Source organism: Flavobacterium sp. (assembly GCF_025352425.1).
GTDB lineage: Bacteria > Bacteroidota > Bacteroidia > Flavobacteriales > Flavobacteriaceae > Flavobacterium.
On sequence record NZ_JANXTI010000065.1, the window covers coordinates 19,936 to 38,579 of the forward strand.

The window sequence follows — 18,644 nt, forward strand, 5'->3', positions numbered from 1 at the left end:
TAACAGCACACCTTACAGGTTTTTAAAAAGGTGGTAATTGTGGAATATTTCCAAACTATGTTATAAAAAGGTTGTCGTAACTCTAAGTATCTTGGTAACTAAATCAATAAGCGTTACTATTATGGCTCTTGATAAATACAAGGAAAAAAGAAATGCAGGCAAAACACCAGAGCCGTTTGGCGGAAAGGTGGCGAAGGATGTGCTCCGTTTTGTCATTCAGAAACATGCCGCCTCCCATCTTCATTACGACTTTCGTCTGGAGATGGAAGGTGTGCTTAAAAGTTGGGCCGTTCCCAAAGGGCCATCCACCGACCCCGATAGTAAACGTTTGGCAATGATGGTGGAAGACCATCCCTATGACTATCGAAGCTTTGAAGGCATTATCCCTCAGGGAGAATACGGAGGTGGGACTGTTATCGTTTGGGATGAAGGCACATACGAACCCCTCGAACCTGAAGGAAAGACCAAAGAAGCACACGACAGGCAATTGCGTAAGGAATTGCACAGCGGGAAACTAAAGTTCGTCCTAAAAGGCAGGAAACTGAAAGGGGGCTTTGCACTTGTTAAAGCCTACGGGCGTACAGAGAATAGCTGGCTGCTGATGAAGCTTGACGATAAACATACTGCTATAACCGATATTACAAAGAAAGATAAATCGGTGGTTTCAGGAAAAACATTGGAAGAAGTGGCTGCCACCAGTACAGTTATTTACGGCAAAACTGACGCAAAGACCACCCCGAAAAAAGCCGCTGGGAAAACGACCAAAAAAGAGGAAACCAAAGATAGCGATGAGCCCCATGCGGCGGCGCTGCTAAAAAAAGGCAAGCGTTCGGCAATGCTTATTAAAGTTAAACCGATGCTTGCGACACTCGTCAACGCCCCTTTTGACAACCCCGACTGGACCTTTGAAGTAAAATGGGATGGCTACAGGGCCGTCGCCTACGTTAACAAAGGTGAAGTGGAATTGGCTTCCAGAAACAATAAATCCTTTACCGATAAATATTACCCCATTACAGCCACAATGAAGAATTGGTCTATAAATGCAGTTCTCGATGGGGAACTTGTAGTACTAAAGGAAAGTGGCAAAGCCGATTTTAGTGCACTTCAAAATTGGCGCAGCGAAGCAGATGGGCATTTGATTTATTACGCTTTCGACCTGTTGTGGTATGAAGGGAAGGATATAACGAAATTGCCACTCTCAGCCAGGCAGGCGCTACTAAAAGAAATTCTACCTGAAAACGAGGACAATATCCGCATAAGCCAAGTGTTTACAGAAAATGGAATTGATTTTTTTGAGGCTGCGGAAAAAATGGGGCTGGAAGGTATCATGGCCAAAAGGGCTGATAGTCTTTATGTTCCTGATGCACGTTCGAAAGACTGGCTCAAGATAAAGGCAAACAAAAGGCAGGAAGTAGTCATTGCGGGGTTTACCAACAATGATGGAAGTGCCAAAGCATTCAGCTCCTTGTTGCTTGGGGTTTACGAAAAAGGGGATTTCCGGTATGTTGGCAAGGTGGGAACAGGCTTTTCCGATAAGACACAGCGCGAAATGATGGTACAATTTAAACCTTTGATAACCAATGTCAGCCCTTTCGCTGTTGAACCTGATGTAAACAAGCCATCGCGGTTTCGCCCCAACCCTCCCAATGCAACGGCGACCTGGCTCAATCCATCACTGGTGTGCGAGGTGAGCTTTACCGAAGTTACCTCAGACGGAGTGTTTCGTCATCCGTCCTTTGAAGGAATGCGTATTGATAAGAAAGCAGAAAATGTACATCGGGAAACCGCTGAAAATACTAAAGAAATTATGAAAGATAAGGTGTCAGATAAGGGTATAGAAATAATAGCCGCGCCTAAAGGTGGCGGTGCTAAAACATTGCTGAATCCAAAAGAGGAAACACAGGTAAAAAAGGTTAAGGGACATGAACTTAAGTTCACTAATCTCAGTAAAGTATACTTTCCGGAAGACGGCATTACCAAGCGGGACATGTTCAACTATTACCATCAGGTGGCAGCATACATTCTACCCTACCTAAAGGATAGGCCGCAATCGCTAAACCGCTTTCCGAACGGCATACATGGTCAGAGTTTTTACCAAAAGGATGTTAAAGGAAAGGCTCCCGATTGGGTAAAAACTTTTCCGTATACCACCGATGATAGCGAGGAGAAGACATTCCTTGTTGGCGATGATGAAGCCACATTGCTTTGGATGGCATCGCTGGGATGTATCGAAATGAATCCATGGTTCAGCACCATCCAACATCCCGATGCCCCTGATTACTGTGTGATTGACCTTGACCCCGACAAGAATACTTTCGACCAGGTGATAGTGGCAGCACAGGAAGTCAAGAAGATACTTGATGCTATAGGCATACCGGGTTATCCAAAAACTTCGGGATCTACGGGCATTCACATTTATATTCCTTTGGGTGCCAAATACACCTATGAACAGTCACGGTTGTTCGGGAAGTTGATTGTTTCGCTGGTGCATGCACAGTTGCCGGAATTTACAAGTCTGGAGCGTATTATCAAGAATCGTAATGGTAAAATGTACCTTGACTTTCTACAGAACCGACCTGGTGCTACCATTGCCGGCCCCTATTCCTTACGCCCAAAACCGGGAGCCACTGTTTCTATGCCGTTGCATTGGGATGAGGTCAAAAAAGGACTGCAAATGAAAGACTTTACGATTAAAAATGCCGTAGTGCGAATTAGGGAGCAGGGCGATATTTTTAAAGGTACACTACAAAAAGGAATTGATATGGAAAAGGCTGTCCATAAATCAGATAGTTTATTTAATTAATTTATCTGCAGAATGTGGAAATTATATAAGCCTCCTATTTAATGCTGTAAGTAGAACAAGCGATGCGGTTATAAATTTGGGCATGTTTAATTTAAAAATTTTAATATCATGAACACAAAAAATGAAAAATCATCCTCAGAGGATGATAAAAAAAGCGGTGGGTCAAAAAGTAAAAGCGGCAGCAAATCCGGCAGCAAAAGCGGCAACAAAGGAACCAGTAAATAACTAAGTTATGGAAAATTCAAACAACCGGAATTATGGCCAGGAAGGCAATAATTCAGAGGACAGAAACATGGGGTCGCGTTCAAACGGTGAAGAAAACGCTGAATTTGAACACAACAGCCAAGACACTGAAAGTTCCAGAAGCTCTGAAAACGAAAGAAACTCAGAGAGTGGAAGAAGTTCCGATTCAACAAGCCCGGGTCGTTCGAATGAAAATGACAGAGAATCTGGTTCAGATTTACGTTCTCATTCAGATCATTCTGAGCGCTCACAGGAAGGCATGGATGCTTCACAAAATTCCCGTTCTGGCGGTCACGACAACCAGAACGAGGATTCAGGCAGCCATGAAGAATGGAAAAGCTCAGGCAGATCTGAAGATTCTGAAGATTCCGAAAATGACGCGTATGATGCGGGTAGTAACGGTCCGGGAAGATCACCAGGTCTGTAAAAGACAAAAACCGCCGTCTATTGCGGCGGTTTTAATTTAGTCAATATACATAAATGCAAGATGCAATCACCATCAGATCTAATCATCTCCTAGCAATGAATTTACCGCAAATGGATACAATTCTTGACACTGTCCGCTGTTTTGCATCAAAAGCACATCAGGGACAGATGCGTAAGTACACCCCCGATCCGTACATAGTACACCCTATCAGGGTTTCTGAAATGGTAATGCCGTTTAATTCCCGCCTTCCCGTTATCGCCGCTGCTTTGCTGCACGATGTTGTGGAAGATACCATCGTTAGTGAGACCGCTCTGTCAGTATTCCTTCATAACATTATGGATCCTGAGGATGCAGCCGAAACAATGCGTCTTGTTATCCAACTGACAGATATTTATGTACCAGGTAACTATCCTAATTTGAACCGTAGAAAACGCAAGGAAAGGGAATTGGAAAGACTAACTAAAATCAGCCCTGAAGCGCAGACCATAAAGTATGCAGATATAGTAGATAACACCCGTGAAATTGCCACCTGTGATCCGGACTTTGCGCCGGAATATCTTCATGAATGCCTGGCTATTTTGCAAAAGGCAGACCAGGGAAATTCTATTTTGTATTCAAAAGCATTGGAGAGCGTAAAGTCGGGACTTTATGCTATAAAAGAGATGACGTCAACCGTTCCATCCAATTAAACAAAAAATTAGCAGCATTTGGAAAAAAGAAATAAATTTACAGTATGGATTTAGCCTCAAACTAACAAGATGTATTGTACTTTATTTGCAAAATTACCTATTACTATTCTTCGTCCGCTGGCATTATTGCTTTTTATTGCCGCTTTTTCTCCACTTTCAATTTGTGGTCAGGAAATTCCCGAAAACATAACGCGGGCAGCCCATTGTAATTGCCGCGCCTTAAAAAAAACAACCCACACTATTCATTCGAAGATTGACGAAGGTTCCGGACTGGTTGCGTGGAATGGAAGACTATGGACTCACAACGACAGCGGCAGGCAGACCCTTTTTGCCATTGACACCCTTAGTGGTAAGATACTTGAAGAATTTATGTTACCAGTGAGAAATGTTGATTGGGAAGAAATAACCCAGGACCGCAATTTTCTTTATATTGGAAACTTTGGAAATAATGGAGGTCTCAGGGAACAACTGCAAATATACCGCATCAGTAAGGAGAAACTTTTGCAGCATGAGGTTGTGCTTGATTCCATTAGCTTTGAATGGCCAAAGACAGATGATTTCGGGAGCCTTAAAAAGATAAATTTTGACTGCGAAGCAATGATTGTCGTTAATGATACTATCCTGCTGTTTACCAAAGAATTTAAAAAGAGACGTTGTTCAAGGGTATTCCGACTTCCTGCGAAGCCCACACACCACATAGCCGAATACGTAACAACACTAAAGACACGGACTTTAATAACCGGTGCTACCTACTTATCTGAAAACAGGCGTGTGGTATTATGCGGCTACAGCATGTTTTTATCACCCCGAATGGTGACTTTTAACTTGTCGGGAAAGGGAATCGGTACTATAACCAACGCGAAACAAATCAGGGTTAGGGGATACTTTAGACAAAATGAAGGCGTAGCCAGTTTCAACGGAACAGATTGCTACCTGATAAGTGAAGCCACCAATTTAACGCTATGGAGAAATAAACCGAGGATTTCCAAGGTCACAATTAGTCCATAGAATACTACTCTATATCGTCAGTCCCGGGATTCCGAATTGTTGAAATTGTTTTAACTTATGTATTGGCTTTAAAATAATGCTCTAAAACACTTGCCAAACGGATGCCGGCATCCAAAAGCTGCGATTTTATAATGGGATACACGCTATCAACATACTGGATATCAGCTTTATTATTTTTAAGGCTATAGGCTTCCTTTAAATAACCGCGCGATTGCTTCGCCCATCCAATAATATCTATTTTTTCTACCGCTGCCATTTGCTCGGTTGTATATTTTTTGCTGTTCAAAACATCCGACAGTGAAGTCGCCTTGTATTCAATAATCTCTGAATCCCATGTGGCGTGCAGGTTGGTGCCATGACCACTCATAAAATTCAGCTGTATTGTATTACCACCTTTGTCGGAAGGATAAGCAATGTGAAGGGGCTGGTGCAGATCGCCTATCAGATGAAATAAAATTAATATCCTTCTTTTGATTTCATCATGTGATAGCGTTTCCTTATGGTCTAATTCCTGAAGGGTGCGGTTTAAAACCGTCAGGATGTTGTCACCTGATGGCATTTGCGTAGCCCCTTTTTCAAGATCGAGGTAATGATAAGGCTTCATATAATCATTGGCATGGTCACTTTTAATGGCATCCATCCAGTTGGCAGCATCTTCAATAGACATGCCGTCAAGGTATTGCAATATATTGTTTTTGGTGGTTTCGTCCATATAGTGGAAAGCGACTTCGGCAACCAGGGCATGTCCCTGTTGTCCCCAGGCAAACGCTCGGGTAGTGCCTGAAAATAGCGCAACGGCAATAGCCATCGCAGTAAATACATGTTTCATAAATTGTGGTTTGGAAAGCCAAATGTATCTTTATCCCGTTTTCGGATTGCTAAAATTTTGCTAAAACAAATAGGACAACACTTAAAACGCATACTTTTCTTAAATTATTACAATGTCTCCGCAATAAAGACCCGAATAAACTGACGAGAGACTTCCTTCGTCGGCTTGACAAACAATCTAGGAACTCTAATAATCTAACCATCTAAAAAGCTTATCTTTGCACCCTCATTTTACTATCATGGAACACAAAGCAGGTTTTGTAAATATTATTGGAAACCCAAACGTTGGAAAATCAACTTTAATGAATGCGTTCGTCGGGGAGCGTTTGTCTATTATTACCTCAAAAGCACAAACGACACGTCATAGGATTTTGGGGATTGTAAACGGGGACGATTTCCAGGTTATCCTTTCGGACACACCGGGAATCATCAAGCCGGCATACGAAATGCAGAAATCGATGATGGATTTTGTAAAATCGGCTTTCGAGGATGCTGATGTGTTGCTTTATATGGTTGAGATTGGGGAAAAGGAATTGAAGGATGAAGATTTCTTTACTAAAATCATCCACGCTAAAATCCCGGTTTTGCTGCTTTTGAATAAAATTGATAAATCCAATCAGGAACAACTGGAGGAACAAATCGCCTTATGGAAGGAAAAAGTTCCGAACGCAGAAATTTATCCGATTTCGGCTTTAGAGAATTTTAATGTAAAAGAAGTATTCGCCCGTATATTAGAATTACTTCCGGTTTCGCCTGCCTATTATCCAAAAGATGCCTTAACCGATAAACCGGAACGCTTCTTTGTAAACGAAACCATTCGGGAGAAAATCCTCTTGAATTATGATAAGGAAATTCCGTATGCGGTAGAAATTGAGACGGAGGAATTTCTGGAAGACGAAAAAATAATCCGAATCCGTTCTGTAATTATGGTGGAACGCGATACCCAAAAAGGAATCATCATCGGGCATAAAGGCGCGGCTCTGAAAAGGGTTGGAGTCCAATCAAGGGAAGATTTAGAGAAATTCTTTGGAAAACAAATCCATATTGAATTGTATGTCAAAGTAAACAAAGACTGGAGAAGCAATGCTTTTCAGTTGAGACGTTTTGGGTATAACCAGAAATAGAAGCGAGAAGCAAGAGACAAGAAGCAAGAAAAAACTTTGCAACTTTGCGACTCTGTAACTTTGCAACTTACAATCAATTACCACTTTTTATACGTACTTTTGCACCAAATTTACAAAACGCATGAACAATATAGTAGCCATAGTAGGAAGACCAAATGTAGGGAAATCTACTTTTTTTAATCGATTAATTAAAAGAAGGGAAGCTATTGTTGACTCAGTTAGTGGCGTTACCCGTGACCGAAATTATGGAAAGAGTGAATGGAATGGAAAAGAGTTTTCTGTAATTGATACCGGCGGTTATATCAAAGGGTCGGATGATATTTTTGAAGGTGAAATCCGTCGTCAGGTAGAATTGGCTATTGATGAAGCGGATGCTATAATTTTTGTGGTGGATGTGGAAGAAGGCATTACCCCAATGGATGCAGAAGTTGCCAAATTACTCAGAAAAGTTACCAAACCGATTTTACTTGCCGTCAATAAAGTGGATAACGCGATGCGTGAAAAAGACGCAATTGAGTTTTACAATTTAGGCTTAGGCGAATATTTTACCATCGCCAGCATCAGCGGAAGCGGAACAGGAGAACTTTTAGATGAATTGGTAAAAGTATTGCCCGAATTACCGGAAGTTTCAGAAGAAGAAGCGGCCTTACCAAGATTCTGTGTCGTTGGTCGTCCAAATGCAGGGAAATCATCGTTTATCAATGCCTTAATCGGAGAAGATAGATTTGTGGTTACCGATATTGCGGGCACAACGCGTGATGCTATAGATACAAAATACAATCGTTTTGGTTTTGAATTCAATTTGGTTGATACAGCCGGAATCCGCAGAAAAGCCAAAGTAAAGGAAGATTTAGAATTTTATTCGGTGATGCGTTCCGTTCGTGCGATTGAGCATTCCGATGTAATTATATTACTGATTGATGCTACCCGTGGTTTTGAAGGACAGGACCAGAGTATTTTCTGGCTTGCCGAAAAGAACAGAAAAGGAGTTGTGATTTTGGTAAATAAATGGGATTTGATTGAAAAAGATACGATGTCAACACGCGATTATGAAAACAAAATCCGTGAAGAATTAAAGCCTTTTACCGATGTGCCTATCATATTCGGATCCGCATTGACAAAACAACGTTTGTTAAAAGTACTCGAAACTACAGTTCAGGTTTTTGAAAATAGAAAACAACGTATCCAGACTTCAAAATTCAACGACTTCATGTTGAAATTAATCGAATCGCATCCGCCTCCTGCATTAAAAGGGAAATATGTAAAGATTAAATATTGCATGCAGTTGCCAACACCAACACCACAGTTTGTGTTTTTTGCCAATTTGCCACAGTATGTTCAGGAAGCCTACAAACGATTCCTGGAAAACAAAATCCGGGAAAACTGGGATTTCTCAGGGGTTCCGATTGATATTTATATTAGAGAGAAATAAAAAAAGCTCGGTCATTTGACCGAGCTTTTTTTATTATAAATTATTGTTTTATTAAAATGTAGTCTCCAGAATGAACTATAAAATCATTTGGTGGTTCGGGCTGTCCTTCTATCCATGGGGTAGAATTACCTTCTGCTCTTATATTGATACTGATTGCCAACTGACTGTTATAAGTTATTCTTCTGACAATTATTCTTCCGAATAAACCACTATCTACTTCTGTAAAGCCAAGTCTTAATCTTTTCTCATTAACTCCACAAGTAGGACATGGCGGTTTGCTAGTATTTCGGATTATAGAATTCCCAATTATATGATGCTTTCGTTGATTATTATACTCAATATTAATATCGCTTAGAGTATTAATTTTTTCAACTCCATTTTCAATATATTGATATTCACCTATAATTAAATCTTCATAGTATTTACCGTTATATTGCTGTGTTTTTTTAATTAATACTATTTTGAGAGCGGTGGTTCCATTAGTATATACCCAAGTGCCTTCATATGAATCCAACAAATTGTTTTGATCTTGATAGTATGCATCGGTATTTCTGGTGCCGTCTTTATCTATTATATTTATGACATCTGTTTGAGCATAACAACTTGTTACAAGTATTGTTAACGCAAAGTATATTGTTTTTTTCATTTTTTTCATTTTTAATTGCATGGTATTGTTTTAACCAAATTTGAAACAGGATCATATATTAATTTATTCCAACCAGTTAAAGTAGCATTGGCTTTATACAAAGATATATTAAAGCCATAAGTTTGACGAAGAAAATCACGTTCATAACTTGGATCATTATCATATCTTTCTTTTAACATATCATCATAAATTTGAGTTACCTTATTTGGTTCACATCCTAGAAATTCTTCTTGTCCGTATAAATTGTCTATAGTATTTGCTGTTTCCGAACTAAAAGAAATCGCATACGTCAAATTTATGAAACCAGTGTCATCTTTACAAACTAATATTGAAGCTACTTCTTGTATATTGTTTGGATCTGTATATTGTGCTATTTGGTGCATTGACATTACATCACTCCAAGAAAACATAGGATATGTATTAAAAGGATGTGTGTGCATAAACCCATAAAAAGTAGAGCCAATTTGTGGGTTTATTGAATTCAAAATAGTAGGAGGTGCCTGTGGTGAACTATATGATCCATTCTGGAATTTTCGTAAGTAAACGCCATTCTCTCCAGATTGGTTCAATGTGGCTTGGAGAGTTTGGATTTTAGATTTAATATTTGATTTTAAAGGAGAAAATAAGTTTCGCATGTTTCCACAAGGATTGGGTCCATCTAGGCTTGGTAATACAGGCTCTCCACTCACACTTCCACCACCACCTTCCTGATTATTTTGGTCAGGATTTTCAATATTTGGTTCAGGCGCATCCGGTGGAGGACTACCATAACTAGGGCAAGCCATTATTTGTATTTGCGCCACGGCATGAAAAGTCTGACAGTTACAATTTGCTTCTCGTGGATGTTCGGGACCACAAGTGCAAACATCAACCATTACTACGCCAACACATATTGGACTTTGATACATTGTTTTAGAACTGTAAATTACCTCTTTGTTAGCGGTATTCAAATAATTATAGATACCTTCTGTTTGTTGATCGGTTAGTTCAGTTTGCGGCATAATTTCAATAATTTGTTTTACAATTTCATCTGTATTGTCTTTATAAACAAACAGGTTGTAAAACTTGCTATCTTCAGGAACAAATTTAGGGTCTAATTTCATTGAATAAACTAAATAATTGTTTTGCAAAGATTTGACTTGAGTTGTGTCAATATCAAAATCTTCCATATTTCTTGCATTCGCAGAAAGAGATAATGACATTCCAGTGCCAAAACGTGGTTGCCCAATTTCGTTTTTAAACTGTTGAAAAGAAATCACTCGCCGCATTTGTTTGCCGCCGTCAGATTCTTGTACAAAATCTTTTTCGGCTTCACAGCTGACAAAAGTAATGCCAATCAAAAGTAAACCAAGAAATGAAAAAATAAATCGGTTTGGTTGTTTCTTCATACATAATATTTAGTTGGTTGATAAAGCTGTAAACCTACAAGTTAAAAATCACAAAAATATCCCCACTAGTGGGGATATTTATATTTATTAAATAGATTGATAATTACCAGCTTCCACCAGCGCCACCGCCTGAAAATCCGCCGCCGCCGAAGCCACCACCGAATCCGCCTCCGCCACCGGAACTTCCTCCTCCAAAACCACCACCAAATCCGCCACCTCCGCTTCTGCCAAGAGCGCTTAACAGGATGATATCGGCAAGACCTATTCCGCCGCCGCCTGAATTTCCCCCGTTGTTTTTGCTTTTGGAGATAATGATGAGGATAACGATTACGATAATGATTATGGGTAGAATTGGAAAGCTTTCTTCTTTATTGGTTACTTTTCGTTCGGCTTTGTATTTTCCTGTGAACACATTAAACAGTGCATCAGCACCTTTGTCCAATCCATTGTAATAACTTCCTGCTTTGAATTCGGGAATAATAATATTTCTAATGATTTCTCCGTTTTGCCCTGCTGTCAATCGGTCTTCCAAACCATAACCCGGTGCAATCCAGATTTTGTGTTCCTTATTGGCAACCAAAATAAAAACACCATTGTCTTCTTTGGCTTGACCAACGCCCCATTCGTGACCCCATTTTGGTGCCAGGATTCCGATATCCTCTCCTTTCAGGCTTTCAATAGTTACCACCACAATTTGGGTAGAAGTAGAGTCGGAATACCGAATCAGTTTTTCTTCTAACTGCATTTTTTCATTAGCACTTAAAACATTGGCATAGTCATATACGGAAGTTTGCAGTTCAGGAACTTTAGGAATTGTATACTGTGCAAAACTGACTTGAGTAACCAAAAAACAAACAAACAGTTTTAGGAAAATGGAGATATTCTTTTTGTACTGTATCATTCTCCTATAGATATTTCGTTTGACAATTCATCGGTATCGCCTTCAGCATAAGGGAAATATTTTTGAAGTTGCTCTCCTGCATTCAGGATGCCATCGATTAAGCCTTGTTTGAAATTCCCATTTTGGAAATGACTCTGCATAACGTCTTTGGTACAATTCCAAAAATCATCAGCCACTTTTTCGTCAATTCCCTTATCGCCATAAATAGCAAACTGTTTGCTTATTACGGCCACATAAATTATAACGCCATTGCGTTCCTGGGTGTTTTCCATGTTAAGGGAACGGAATACTTCCATAGCCCTGTCAATAGCAGCCATGGAAGATTGCTTCTCTATATGTACCCTGATTTCTCCGGAAGTATTTTTTTCGGCTTTGCCAATAGCTTCAACAATTTCCTGTTCTTCGGCTTTTGTTAAAAACTCTTCTACTTTAGACATTGCTGTTAGAATTTAACATCCGGAGCTTTGTCGGCACCTGCGGCAGCTTCAAAATATGGTTTTTGCTTAAGGCCATACATTCCTGCCAAAATATTTCTAGGGAAGGTGTTGATGTTGTTATTATAAGGTTTAACTGTTTCGTTAAAACGGGTTCTTGCCGTTAAAATTTGATTTTCTGTACTGGCCAATTCGTCCTGAAGTTTCAGGAAATTTTGGTTTGCCTTTAAATCCGGATATTGTTCTACACTTACCAGTAATCTTGATAAAGCAGAGGAAACCCCAGACTGTGCTTGTTGAAATGAAGCCAATTGTTCCGGCGTAATATTACTTGGGTCAACAGTAACAGATGTAGCTTTAGCACGAGCCTCAATAACCGCTGTTAAAGTAGTTTGTTCATGTTTTGCATAGCCTTTTACGGTTTCAACTAAATTCGGAATAAGATCGGTTCTTCTCTGATAGGCAGTTTGAACATTACCCCAACTTTCTTTTATATCTTGCTCAAGCGTCACAGCCTTATTGTAAATGCCGCTAGCCCAGCTGTATAATATGAATAACACAACTACCACAATAATCCAAGGTAAAAATTTTCTAAAGTTCATGTTTGTTTAATTTAAGTTTGTTTTTAATTTTTGATGCTATAATTGATTTTTAATATTTACTAACTGCGCTTTAACCGTTTCCAGTTTGCTGATGATTTCATACTTGTCAAGCGTTTTCTTTTGCCCTTCTTTTAAATGTGTTTTGGCGCCTTCAAGCGTAAAGCCGCGCTCTTTAACCAAATGATAAATCAGTTGGAGATTCTTCACGTCCTCGGGAGTGAACATTCGGTTGCCTTTCGCATTTTTCTTAGGTTTCAGGATGTCGAATTCCTTGTCCCAAAAACGGATTAGCGATGTGTTTACATTAAAGGCTTTGGAGACTTCTCCAATGCTGTAATATCTTTTGTCTGGATTGAGTTCTATATGCATTAGTCTAGCGATTGATTTTCTTGATTAGCTAATTTTGAAATGGCGGTATATTCGGCTGCCGAGATATTTCCGTAATAAAAATTTATTGGGTTAACCACCTTGCCGTCTTTATGGACTTCATAATGCAGATGCGGTGCTTCACTTCTTCCGGTGCTTCCCACGAAGCCTATAACATCGCCCCGCTTTATCCTTTGCCCCGCGCGGCATTTGTATTTACTTAAATGACCATACAGTGTTGAGTAACCGTAGCCGTGTCGGATTTCTATGTGATTTCCATAACCCGATTTAGAATTGTCGGCAGCAGCTACAACACCGTCACCCGTAGCAAAAATAGGCGTTCCGGTGCTCGCGGTGAAATCCATGCCTTCGTGCATTTTTCTAACTTTCGTAAACGGATCGCTGCGGTATCCAAAACCGGAAGCAATGCGTTTTAATTGCTCATTCTTTACGGGCTGAATAGCCGGAATCGCGGCAAGTAATTTATTTTTTTCCTTGGCCAGTTTCAAAATTTCGTCTAAGGATTTCGACTGTATCGCCAACTCTTTGGAAATAATGTCAACACGTTTTGAAGTCTTTATAACCAATTCGGAGTTGTTGAATCCTTCCAGTTCTTTGTATCGGTTCACACCTCCAAAACCTGCCTTACGCTGTTCGGTTGGAATGGGTGAGGTATTAAAATAGGCGCGGTAAATATTGTTATCCCTGTTGGCGACATCGTCAAGAACATCGGCAACTTCATCCATTTTTTTATTCAAAATGGCATAGCGAAGTTTCATCGTTTCAATTTCACGCGACTGCAGTCTGTCTTTCGGAGTTTCTAAATAAGATGAGTTCAATAAGGCCACAAAACATAAAAATCCAAAAAGTGAAGAAGCAAGTAAAAACAAACCAATATATCCCAACTTTTTGGACAGTTTTGTTTTTATTTTTCGGTAAGCCAAACTTTCGCTATCGAAATAATACTTTACTTTCTTCGCCATTTTTTATTTTATGCTATTTTTGTGGAAGTTTTAAAAACAATGGTTATACGAACAAATTTAACAAATGTTTCTGTCAATCCCTAAATTATTTTAGTGGATGTGGTTATTCGTGGATTCGGTTATTTGAAATCACCTAAACCAAATCACCGTATAACCAAATAACCGTATTAACACAAAAAATGAAATCACAAGACATTCGTAAACAGTTTTTACAATTCTTCGAATCCAAAGGACACTTAATTGTTCCTTCGGCGCCAATCGTTCTAAAGGACGATCCAACCCTGATGTTCAATAACTCGGGAATGGCGCAATTCAAGGAATTTTTCTTAGGCAATGGAACTCCGAAATGCCCAAGAATAGCCGATACGCAAAAATGCCTTCGTGTGTCAGGAAAACATAATGACTTGGAAGATGTAGGTTTCGACACCTATCATCATACGATGTTTGAAATGTTAGGTAACTGGTCTTTTGGCGATTATTTCAAAAAGGAAGCTATCAATTGGGCATGGGAATTATTGACGGAAGTGTATAAAATTCCAAAGGAAAACCTATACGTTTCTGTCTTCGAAGGAAACCCCGAAGAGAACGTTCCTTTTGACCAGGAAGCCTGGGATATCTGGAAAACATTAATCGATGAAGACCGAATCATCCTTGGAAATAAAAAAGACAACTTTTGGGAAATGGGCGATCAGGGACCGTGTGGACCTTGTTCCGAAATTCATGTTGATATTCGTTCGGCAGAAGAAAAAGCAAAAGTTTCAGGAAAGAGTTTAGTAAATAATGACCATCCGCAGGTAGTTGAAATCTGGAATAATGTTTTTATGGAATTCAACCGTAAAGCCGATGGAAGTTTAGAAAAACTACCGGCGCAACACGTTGATACGGGAATGGGATTTGAGCGTTTGTGCATGGCATTACAAAGTAAAACGTCGAACTATGACACTGATGTTTTTATGCCACTTATTGAAAAAGTGGAACTAATTACAAGTTTTAAATATCTTCCGAATACTGTCACTCCGAGCGCAGTCGAGGAGAAAACCAACATTGCCATTCGTGTAATTGTCGACCACGTTCGTGCCGTAGCCTTCGCTATTGCTGACGGGCAGTTGCCATCAAATACCGGTGCGGGTTATGTTATCCGGAGGATTTTGCGTCGTGCGATTCGATACGGATTTACATTTTTGAATACCAAAGAACCTTTCATTTACAAGCTTGTTGAAGTTTTAGCCGATCAAATGGGCGAGTTTTTCCCGGAAATCAAATTACAACAACAATTGGTTACGAATGTAATCCGTGAAGAGGAAGCCTCATTTTTAAGAACCTTAGATCAGGGTTTACAGTTGTTGGATAATGTAGTTGCCAAAACAAAAGGTATCGAAGTTTCGGGCGAAAAAGCATTTGAATTATACGATACGTTTGGTTTCCCAAAAGATTTAACGGCTTTGATTCTTAAAGAAAAAGGAATGTCGTTTAACGAAAGTGAATTTGATGCATCAATGAAAGCGCAAAAAGCTCGTTCGCGTGCGGCTTCTGAAGTTTCGACAGAAGATTGGAAAGTTTTAATTCCGGGCAACGTTGAAACATTCGTTGGCTATGACAAAACCCAAAATGAGGTAAAAATCACCCGCATCCGTAAAGTGGATTCTAAAAAAGATGGCATTTTATACCAAATAGTTTTAGATAATACTCCGTTCTACCCTGAAGGTGGCGGACAGGTTGGCGATAAAGGAACATTGGTTTCGGCTAACGAAACGATTGACATCATTGATACGAAGAAAGAAAATAATCTGATTCTGCATTTTGCAAAACAGCTTCCTGAAAACATTGAAGCGAGTTTTGTAGCAAAAGTCAACACCGATTTGCTGACATCCACTTCCAAAAATCACTCGGCTACACATTTGATGCATTTGGGATTGAGAACGATTTTGGGTACGCATGTCGAGCAAAAAGGTTCGTTGGTTAATCCAAACCATTTGCGTTTCGACTTCTCGCATTTTGCTAAGGTAACTGACGAAGAAATTCGCAAGGTCGAGGATTTTGTAAACCAAAGAATTGAAGAACAACTACAGTTGGCTGAATATAGAAACCTTCCAATTCGGGAAGCAATGGCAAAAGGTGCGATGGCGTTGTTTGGTGAAAAATATGACGATAACGTTCGTATGATTGAATTTGGTGAGAGTAGAGAATTATGTGGCGGAATTCACGTGAAAAACACAGGCGAAATCTGGCATTTTAAAATCCTTTCAGAAGGTGCAGTTGCTGCGGGAATTCGTAGAATTGAATCCATTACCGGTGAAGCTGTGAAAGCTTATTTTACTCAACAGGAAAATGATTTAGATGCCATAAAGGAAACGTTGAAAAATCCGCAGGACACTTTAAAAGCTGTTGTTTCATTACAGGATGATAATGCCAAACTGAAAAAGCAAATCGAGCAATTACTAAGGGAAAAAGCAAAGGGCTTAAAAGGAGAACTTGCTTCACAATTGCAGGACATAAACGGAATTAAATTCCTGGCAACGCAAGTCGATTTGAATTCGGAAGGAGCAAAAGATTTAGCTTATGAGTTAGGAACTCTGGGAACCAATTTGTTCCTTGTTTTAGCTACTGCCGAGGACGAAAAACCGACATTAAGCTGTTATATTTCAAAAGAACTAGTTGCTGCCAAAAACCTTAACGCCGGAACCGTAGTTCGTGAACTGGGGAAATACATACAAGGCGGCGGCGGAGGACAGCCATTCTTCGCAACAGCGGGTGGGAAGAATGTAGCCGGAATTAAGGAAGCCTTGACAAAAGCTGTTGAGTTTGTGAAATAAATAAATTTGTCTTTCCCGCGAAGGCTGGAACCCACTATAATTATAAATGGATTCCCGCCTTCGTGGAAATACAAAATAGAATCCGTTCCCTATTCTTTTTTTCGTTCCCCAATCTGCTGACGCCACATTGCATAATACAAACCTTTTTTATCTAATAATGCTTCGTGTCTGCCTTGTTCGATAATCTTCCCTTGTTCCAAAACAAAAATGGTATCCGCGTGCATCACGGTGGATAATCGGTGTGCGATTAAAACCGTAATCCTGTTTTTATCCGAAATGTTCCTGATGGTCGCGTTGATTTCTTCTTCCGTAATGGAGTCCAAAGCAGAAGTTGCCTCATCAAATATCAATAAATGTGGATTCCTCAATATGGCACGGGCAATGGATAATCGTTGTTTTTCGCCACCGGAAACCTTTATTCCACCTTCCCCAATCGTTGAATTTAATCCGTCTTCAGCGCGTTCCAATAATTTGTCACAACTGGCTTTGTGCAACACCTCCAGTAATTCCTCATCGGTTGCAGATGGTTTTACAAATAATAGGTTTTCACGAATCGTTCCCGAAAACAACTGCGCATCCTGTGTTACAAATCCGAGTTGTTTTCTCAAATCCAATAAATCAATTTCGCTCGAATCTATCGAATTGTATTTTACATGGCCTTTTGCCGGAGGATACAATCCAACCAACAATTTTACTAAAGTTGTTTTTCCGGCTCCGGACGGACCAACAAAAGCAACGGTTTCACCCTGTTTTATATCGAAAGTAATATCTTCCACAGCGGGATGTTTGGCGGTTTTGTGCTTGAAACTCACATTCGAGAAATGTAATGCCTGAATCGAACCTACATGTTTGGCATCTTTTGGACGGTATTCCTTTGGGGCATTTAATAAATCATTGAAATTCTCCATAGAAACTTTGGTTTCGTTCAGCGCAATGATAAATGCACCTAATTCTTGTAAAGGCCCAAAAATAAAGAAAGTAAAAAATACCATTGTCAATAAATCACCAACAATTATTTTCCCGCCAAACAAGAAATAATAAAGGGTAAATACAACACATGTTCTGAGAAAGTGGACCGTAGTTCCCTGAATAAAACTCAAACTTCGTATAAAACGAATCTTTTGCAGTTCGAGTTGCAGGATTTTTAGGGTGTTTAAATTAAGACGTTTTTCCTCCTGATACGTCAATCCTAAACTTTTCACCAACTCAATATTTCGCAAACTTTCTGTAGTTGAACCCGCAAGCGCATTGGTTTGTGTGACAATCTTTCGGGAAACGATTTTGATTTTTTTGCCCAAATAGGAACTAATAACCGCTATAACCGGAGCTGTAATCAAAAAGATAAGTGAGATTCTGTAATCTATTCGGGAAACGTAGATAATCACGAAAATGAACCCAATTACGGTTTGAAATATAAGCGAAATGGAAAGCGTTATCAACTTTTCAGAATCCAATCGTACTTTTGTTAACTTACTTAAAGTCTCGCCACTGCGTTGGTCTTCAAATTCTTCATAAGGCAAATCCAATGATTTTTTAATTCCGTCAGTATACATTTCGGCACCGGTTCGCTGAATTACGATATTGGTAAAATAATCCTGAAAGTTTTTTGTGATTCTCGAAATCATAGCGGCTCCTAAAGAAAGTCCGAGCCAAAAACCAAGTTCTTTTAAAAAACCGAGTTGGTTGCCTTTGAATTTAGCTATTTCAACGCCACAATGTTGCATCAGTTTTCCCGTAATTACTGAGTCGGATAGGCTAAAGCAGATATTGATTGCAGCCATTAATAAGGCAAAAAATAAGAGCAGTTTATGTTTTTTGAGGTAAGCGTATAGTAGTTTCATTTTTTGTCATTGCGAGGCACGAAGCAATCTCATTAATTTTTTTCAAAAGTAGAAAATAAATAGCCACTAAGTTTGTGTTCGGATTGCATTACTTTATAATTCGATAGAGAGTTTTG

General features: G+C 39.6%; 16 protein-coding genes. 7 read left to right on the forward strand and 9 right to left on the reverse strand.

The genetic code is table 11. The features are described 5' to 3' along the window. Nucleotides 1-121: 121 nt before the first annotated feature. The 4 genes from ligD (at nucleotide 122) to Q0Q99_RS08775 (ending at nucleotide 5,170) form a co-directional block, all read left to right on the forward strand. Entirely contained in the window at nucleotides 122-2,803 is a 2,682-nt protein-coding gene (ligD, locus tag Q0Q99_RS08760) for a DNA ligase D (RefSeq protein WP_293894445.1), read from the forward strand. 232 nt (nucleotides 2,804-3,035) lie between these two features. Further along, on the forward strand, nucleotides 3,036-3,473 hold the full coding sequence (locus Q0Q99_RS08765) for a hypothetical protein (RefSeq protein ID WP_293894448.1): 438 nt from the start codon (nucleotides 3,036-3,038) through the stop codon (nucleotides 3,471-3,473). Between the two features lie 110 nt (nucleotides 3,474-3,583). Next, nucleotides 3,584-4,162, forward strand: coding sequence for an HD domain-containing protein (locus Q0Q99_RS08770; RefSeq protein WP_293894621.1), 579 nt, complete (start codon nucleotides 3,584-3,586; stop codon nucleotides 4,160-4,162). Between the two features lie 69 nt (nucleotides 4,163-4,231). Beyond that, nucleotides 4,232-5,170, forward strand: coding sequence for a T9SS C-terminal target domain-containing protein (locus Q0Q99_RS08775; protein WP_293894451.1), 939 nt, complete (start codon nucleotides 4,232-4,234; stop codon nucleotides 5,168-5,170). A 55-nt stretch (nucleotides 5,171-5,225) separates the two neighbouring features. Here the strand turns inward: Q0Q99_RS08775 and Q0Q99_RS08780 are convergent, their stop codons facing one another. Continuing rightward, nucleotides 5,226-5,999: a S1/P1 nuclease gene (locus Q0Q99_RS08780; RefSeq protein ID WP_293894454.1), complete on the reverse strand. Its 774-nt coding sequence runs from the start codon at nucleotides 5,997-5,999 to the stop codon at nucleotides 5,226-5,228. Nucleotides 6,000-6,237: 238 nt separating this feature from the next. Here Q0Q99_RS08780 and era point away from each other — a divergent pair, with 238 nt between their 5' ends. After that, nucleotides 6,238-7,122, forward strand: coding sequence for a GTPase Era (era, locus tag Q0Q99_RS08785; RefSeq protein WP_293894457.1), 885 nt, complete (start codon nucleotides 6,238-6,240; stop codon nucleotides 7,120-7,122). Nucleotides 7,123-7,243: 121 nt separating this feature from the next. Continuing rightward, the gene (gene der / locus Q0Q99_RS08790; protein WP_293894459.1) at nucleotides 7,244-8,554 is read left to right on the forward strand and encodes a ribosome biogenesis GTPase Der; all 1,311 of its coding nucleotides are present in this window, start codon (nucleotides 7,244-7,246) and stop codon (nucleotides 8,552-8,554) included. A 40-nt stretch (nucleotides 8,555-8,594) separates the two neighbouring features. Here der and Q0Q99_RS08795 read toward each other — a convergent pair whose 3' ends face one another. The 7 genes from Q0Q99_RS08795 to Q0Q99_RS08825 form a co-directional block, all read right to left on the reverse strand. Next, complete coding sequence (locus Q0Q99_RS08795) at nucleotides 8,595-9,200, reverse strand: DUF6705 family protein (protein WP_293894461.1); 606 nt, start codon at nucleotides 9,198-9,200, stop codon at nucleotides 8,595-8,597. A gap of 11 nt (nucleotides 9,201-9,211) precedes the next feature. Continuing rightward, nucleotides 9,212-10,588, reverse strand: a complete 1,377-nt coding sequence (locus tag Q0Q99_RS08800; RefSeq protein ID WP_293894464.1) for a hypothetical protein — start codon at nucleotides 10,586-10,588, stop codon at nucleotides 9,212-9,214. A gap of 103 nt (nucleotides 10,589-10,691) precedes the next feature. Continuing rightward, nucleotides 10,692-11,489, reverse strand: a complete 798-nt coding sequence (locus tag Q0Q99_RS08805) for a YgcG family protein (protein ID WP_293894467.1) — start codon at nucleotides 11,487-11,489, stop codon at nucleotides 10,692-10,694. Further along, nucleotides 11,486-11,926, reverse strand: a complete 441-nt coding sequence (locus Q0Q99_RS08810) for a TPM domain-containing protein (RefSeq protein WP_293894470.1) — start codon at nucleotides 11,924-11,926, stop codon at nucleotides 11,486-11,488. Before Q0Q99_RS08810 ends, Q0Q99_RS08805 begins: the two co-directional genes overlap by 4 nt. A 5-nt stretch (nucleotides 11,927-11,931) precedes the next feature. Beyond that, nucleotides 11,932-12,525, reverse strand: a complete 594-nt coding sequence (locus tag Q0Q99_RS08815) for a LemA family protein (RefSeq protein WP_293894473.1) — start codon at nucleotides 12,523-12,525, stop codon at nucleotides 11,932-11,934. 36 nt (nucleotides 12,526-12,561) lie between these two features. Further along, nucleotides 12,562-12,894, reverse strand: coding sequence for a MerR family transcriptional regulator (locus Q0Q99_RS08820; RefSeq protein ID WP_293894476.1), 333 nt, complete (start codon nucleotides 12,892-12,894; stop codon nucleotides 12,562-12,564). Further along, nucleotides 12,894-13,874, reverse strand: coding sequence for a M23 family metallopeptidase (locus Q0Q99_RS08825; protein ID WP_293894479.1), 981 nt, complete (start codon nucleotides 13,872-13,874; stop codon nucleotides 12,894-12,896). The genes Q0Q99_RS08820 and Q0Q99_RS08825 overlap by 1 nt, the downstream gene beginning before the upstream one ends. Before the next feature lie 179 nt (nucleotides 13,875-14,053). Here Q0Q99_RS08825 and alaS point away from each other — a divergent pair, with 179 nt between their 5' ends. Next, a complete protein-coding gene (gene alaS, locus Q0Q99_RS08830) occupies nucleotides 14,054-16,687 on the forward strand; it encodes an alanine--tRNA ligase (RefSeq protein ID WP_293894482.1) in 2,634 nt (877 codons plus the stop codon). Between the two features lie 89 nt (nucleotides 16,688-16,776). Here alaS and Q0Q99_RS08835 read toward each other — a convergent pair whose 3' ends face one another. Then, nucleotides 16,777-18,528: an ABC transporter ATP-binding protein gene (locus tag Q0Q99_RS08835; RefSeq protein ID WP_293894485.1), complete on the reverse strand. Its 1,752-nt coding sequence runs from the start codon at nucleotides 18,526-18,528 to the stop codon at nucleotides 16,777-16,779. Nucleotides 18,529-18,644: the final 116 nt, after the last annotated feature.

Coding starts and splice junctions, on each gene's coding strand:
- Q0Q99_RS08835 (WP_293894485.1), bottom strand. CDS start 18,528: ATGAAACTACTATACGCTTACCTCAAAAAACATAAACTGCTCTTATTT.
- Q0Q99_RS08775 (WP_293894451.1), top strand. CDS start 4,232: ATGTATTGTACTTTATTTGCAAAATTACCTATTACTATTCTTCGTCCG.
- der (WP_293894459.1), top strand. CDS start 7,244: ATGAACAATATAGTAGCCATAGTAGGAAGACCAAATGTAGGGAAATCT.
- ligD (WP_293894445.1), top strand. CDS start 122: ATGGCTCTTGATAAATACAAGGAAAAAAGAAATGCAGGCAAAACACCA.
- Q0Q99_RS08780 (WP_293894454.1), bottom strand. CDS start 5,999: ATGAAACATGTATTTACTGCGATGGCTATTGCCGTTGCGCTATTTTCA.
- Q0Q99_RS08805 (WP_293894467.1), bottom strand. CDS start 11,489: ATGATACAGTACAAAAAGAATATCTCCATTTTCCTAAAACTGTTTGTT.
- Q0Q99_RS08825 (WP_293894479.1), bottom strand. CDS start 13,874: ATGGCGAAGAAAGTAAAGTATTATTTCGATAGCGAAAGTTTGGCTTAC.
- era (WP_293894457.1), top strand. CDS start 6,238: ATGGAACACAAAGCAGGTTTTGTAAATATTATTGGAAACCCAAACGTT.
- Q0Q99_RS08765 (WP_293894448.1), top strand. CDS start 3,036: ATGGAAAATTCAAACAACCGGAATTATGGCCAGGAAGGCAATAATTCA.
- Q0Q99_RS08800 (WP_293894464.1), bottom strand. CDS start 10,588: ATGAAGAAACAACCAAACCGATTTATTTTTTCATTTCTTGGTTTACTT.
- alaS (WP_293894482.1), top strand. CDS start 14,054: ATGAAATCACAAGACATTCGTAAACAGTTTTTACAATTCTTCGAATCC.
- Q0Q99_RS08810 (WP_293894470.1), bottom strand. CDS start 11,926: ATGTCTAAAGTAGAAGAGTTTTTAACAAAAGCCGAAGAACAGGAAATT.
- Q0Q99_RS08815 (WP_293894473.1), bottom strand. CDS start 12,525: ATGAACTTTAGAAAATTTTTACCTTGGATTATTGTGGTAGTTGTGTTA.
- Q0Q99_RS08795 (WP_293894461.1), bottom strand. CDS start 9,200: ATGAAAAAAACAATATACTTTGCGTTAACAATACTTGTAACAAGTTGT.
- Q0Q99_RS08770 (WP_293894621.1), top strand. CDS start 3,584: ATGGATACAATTCTTGACACTGTCCGCTGTTTTGCATCAAAAGCACAT.
- Q0Q99_RS08820 (WP_293894476.1), bottom strand. CDS start 12,894: ATGCATATAGAACTCAATCCAGACAAAAGATATTACAGCATTGGAGAA.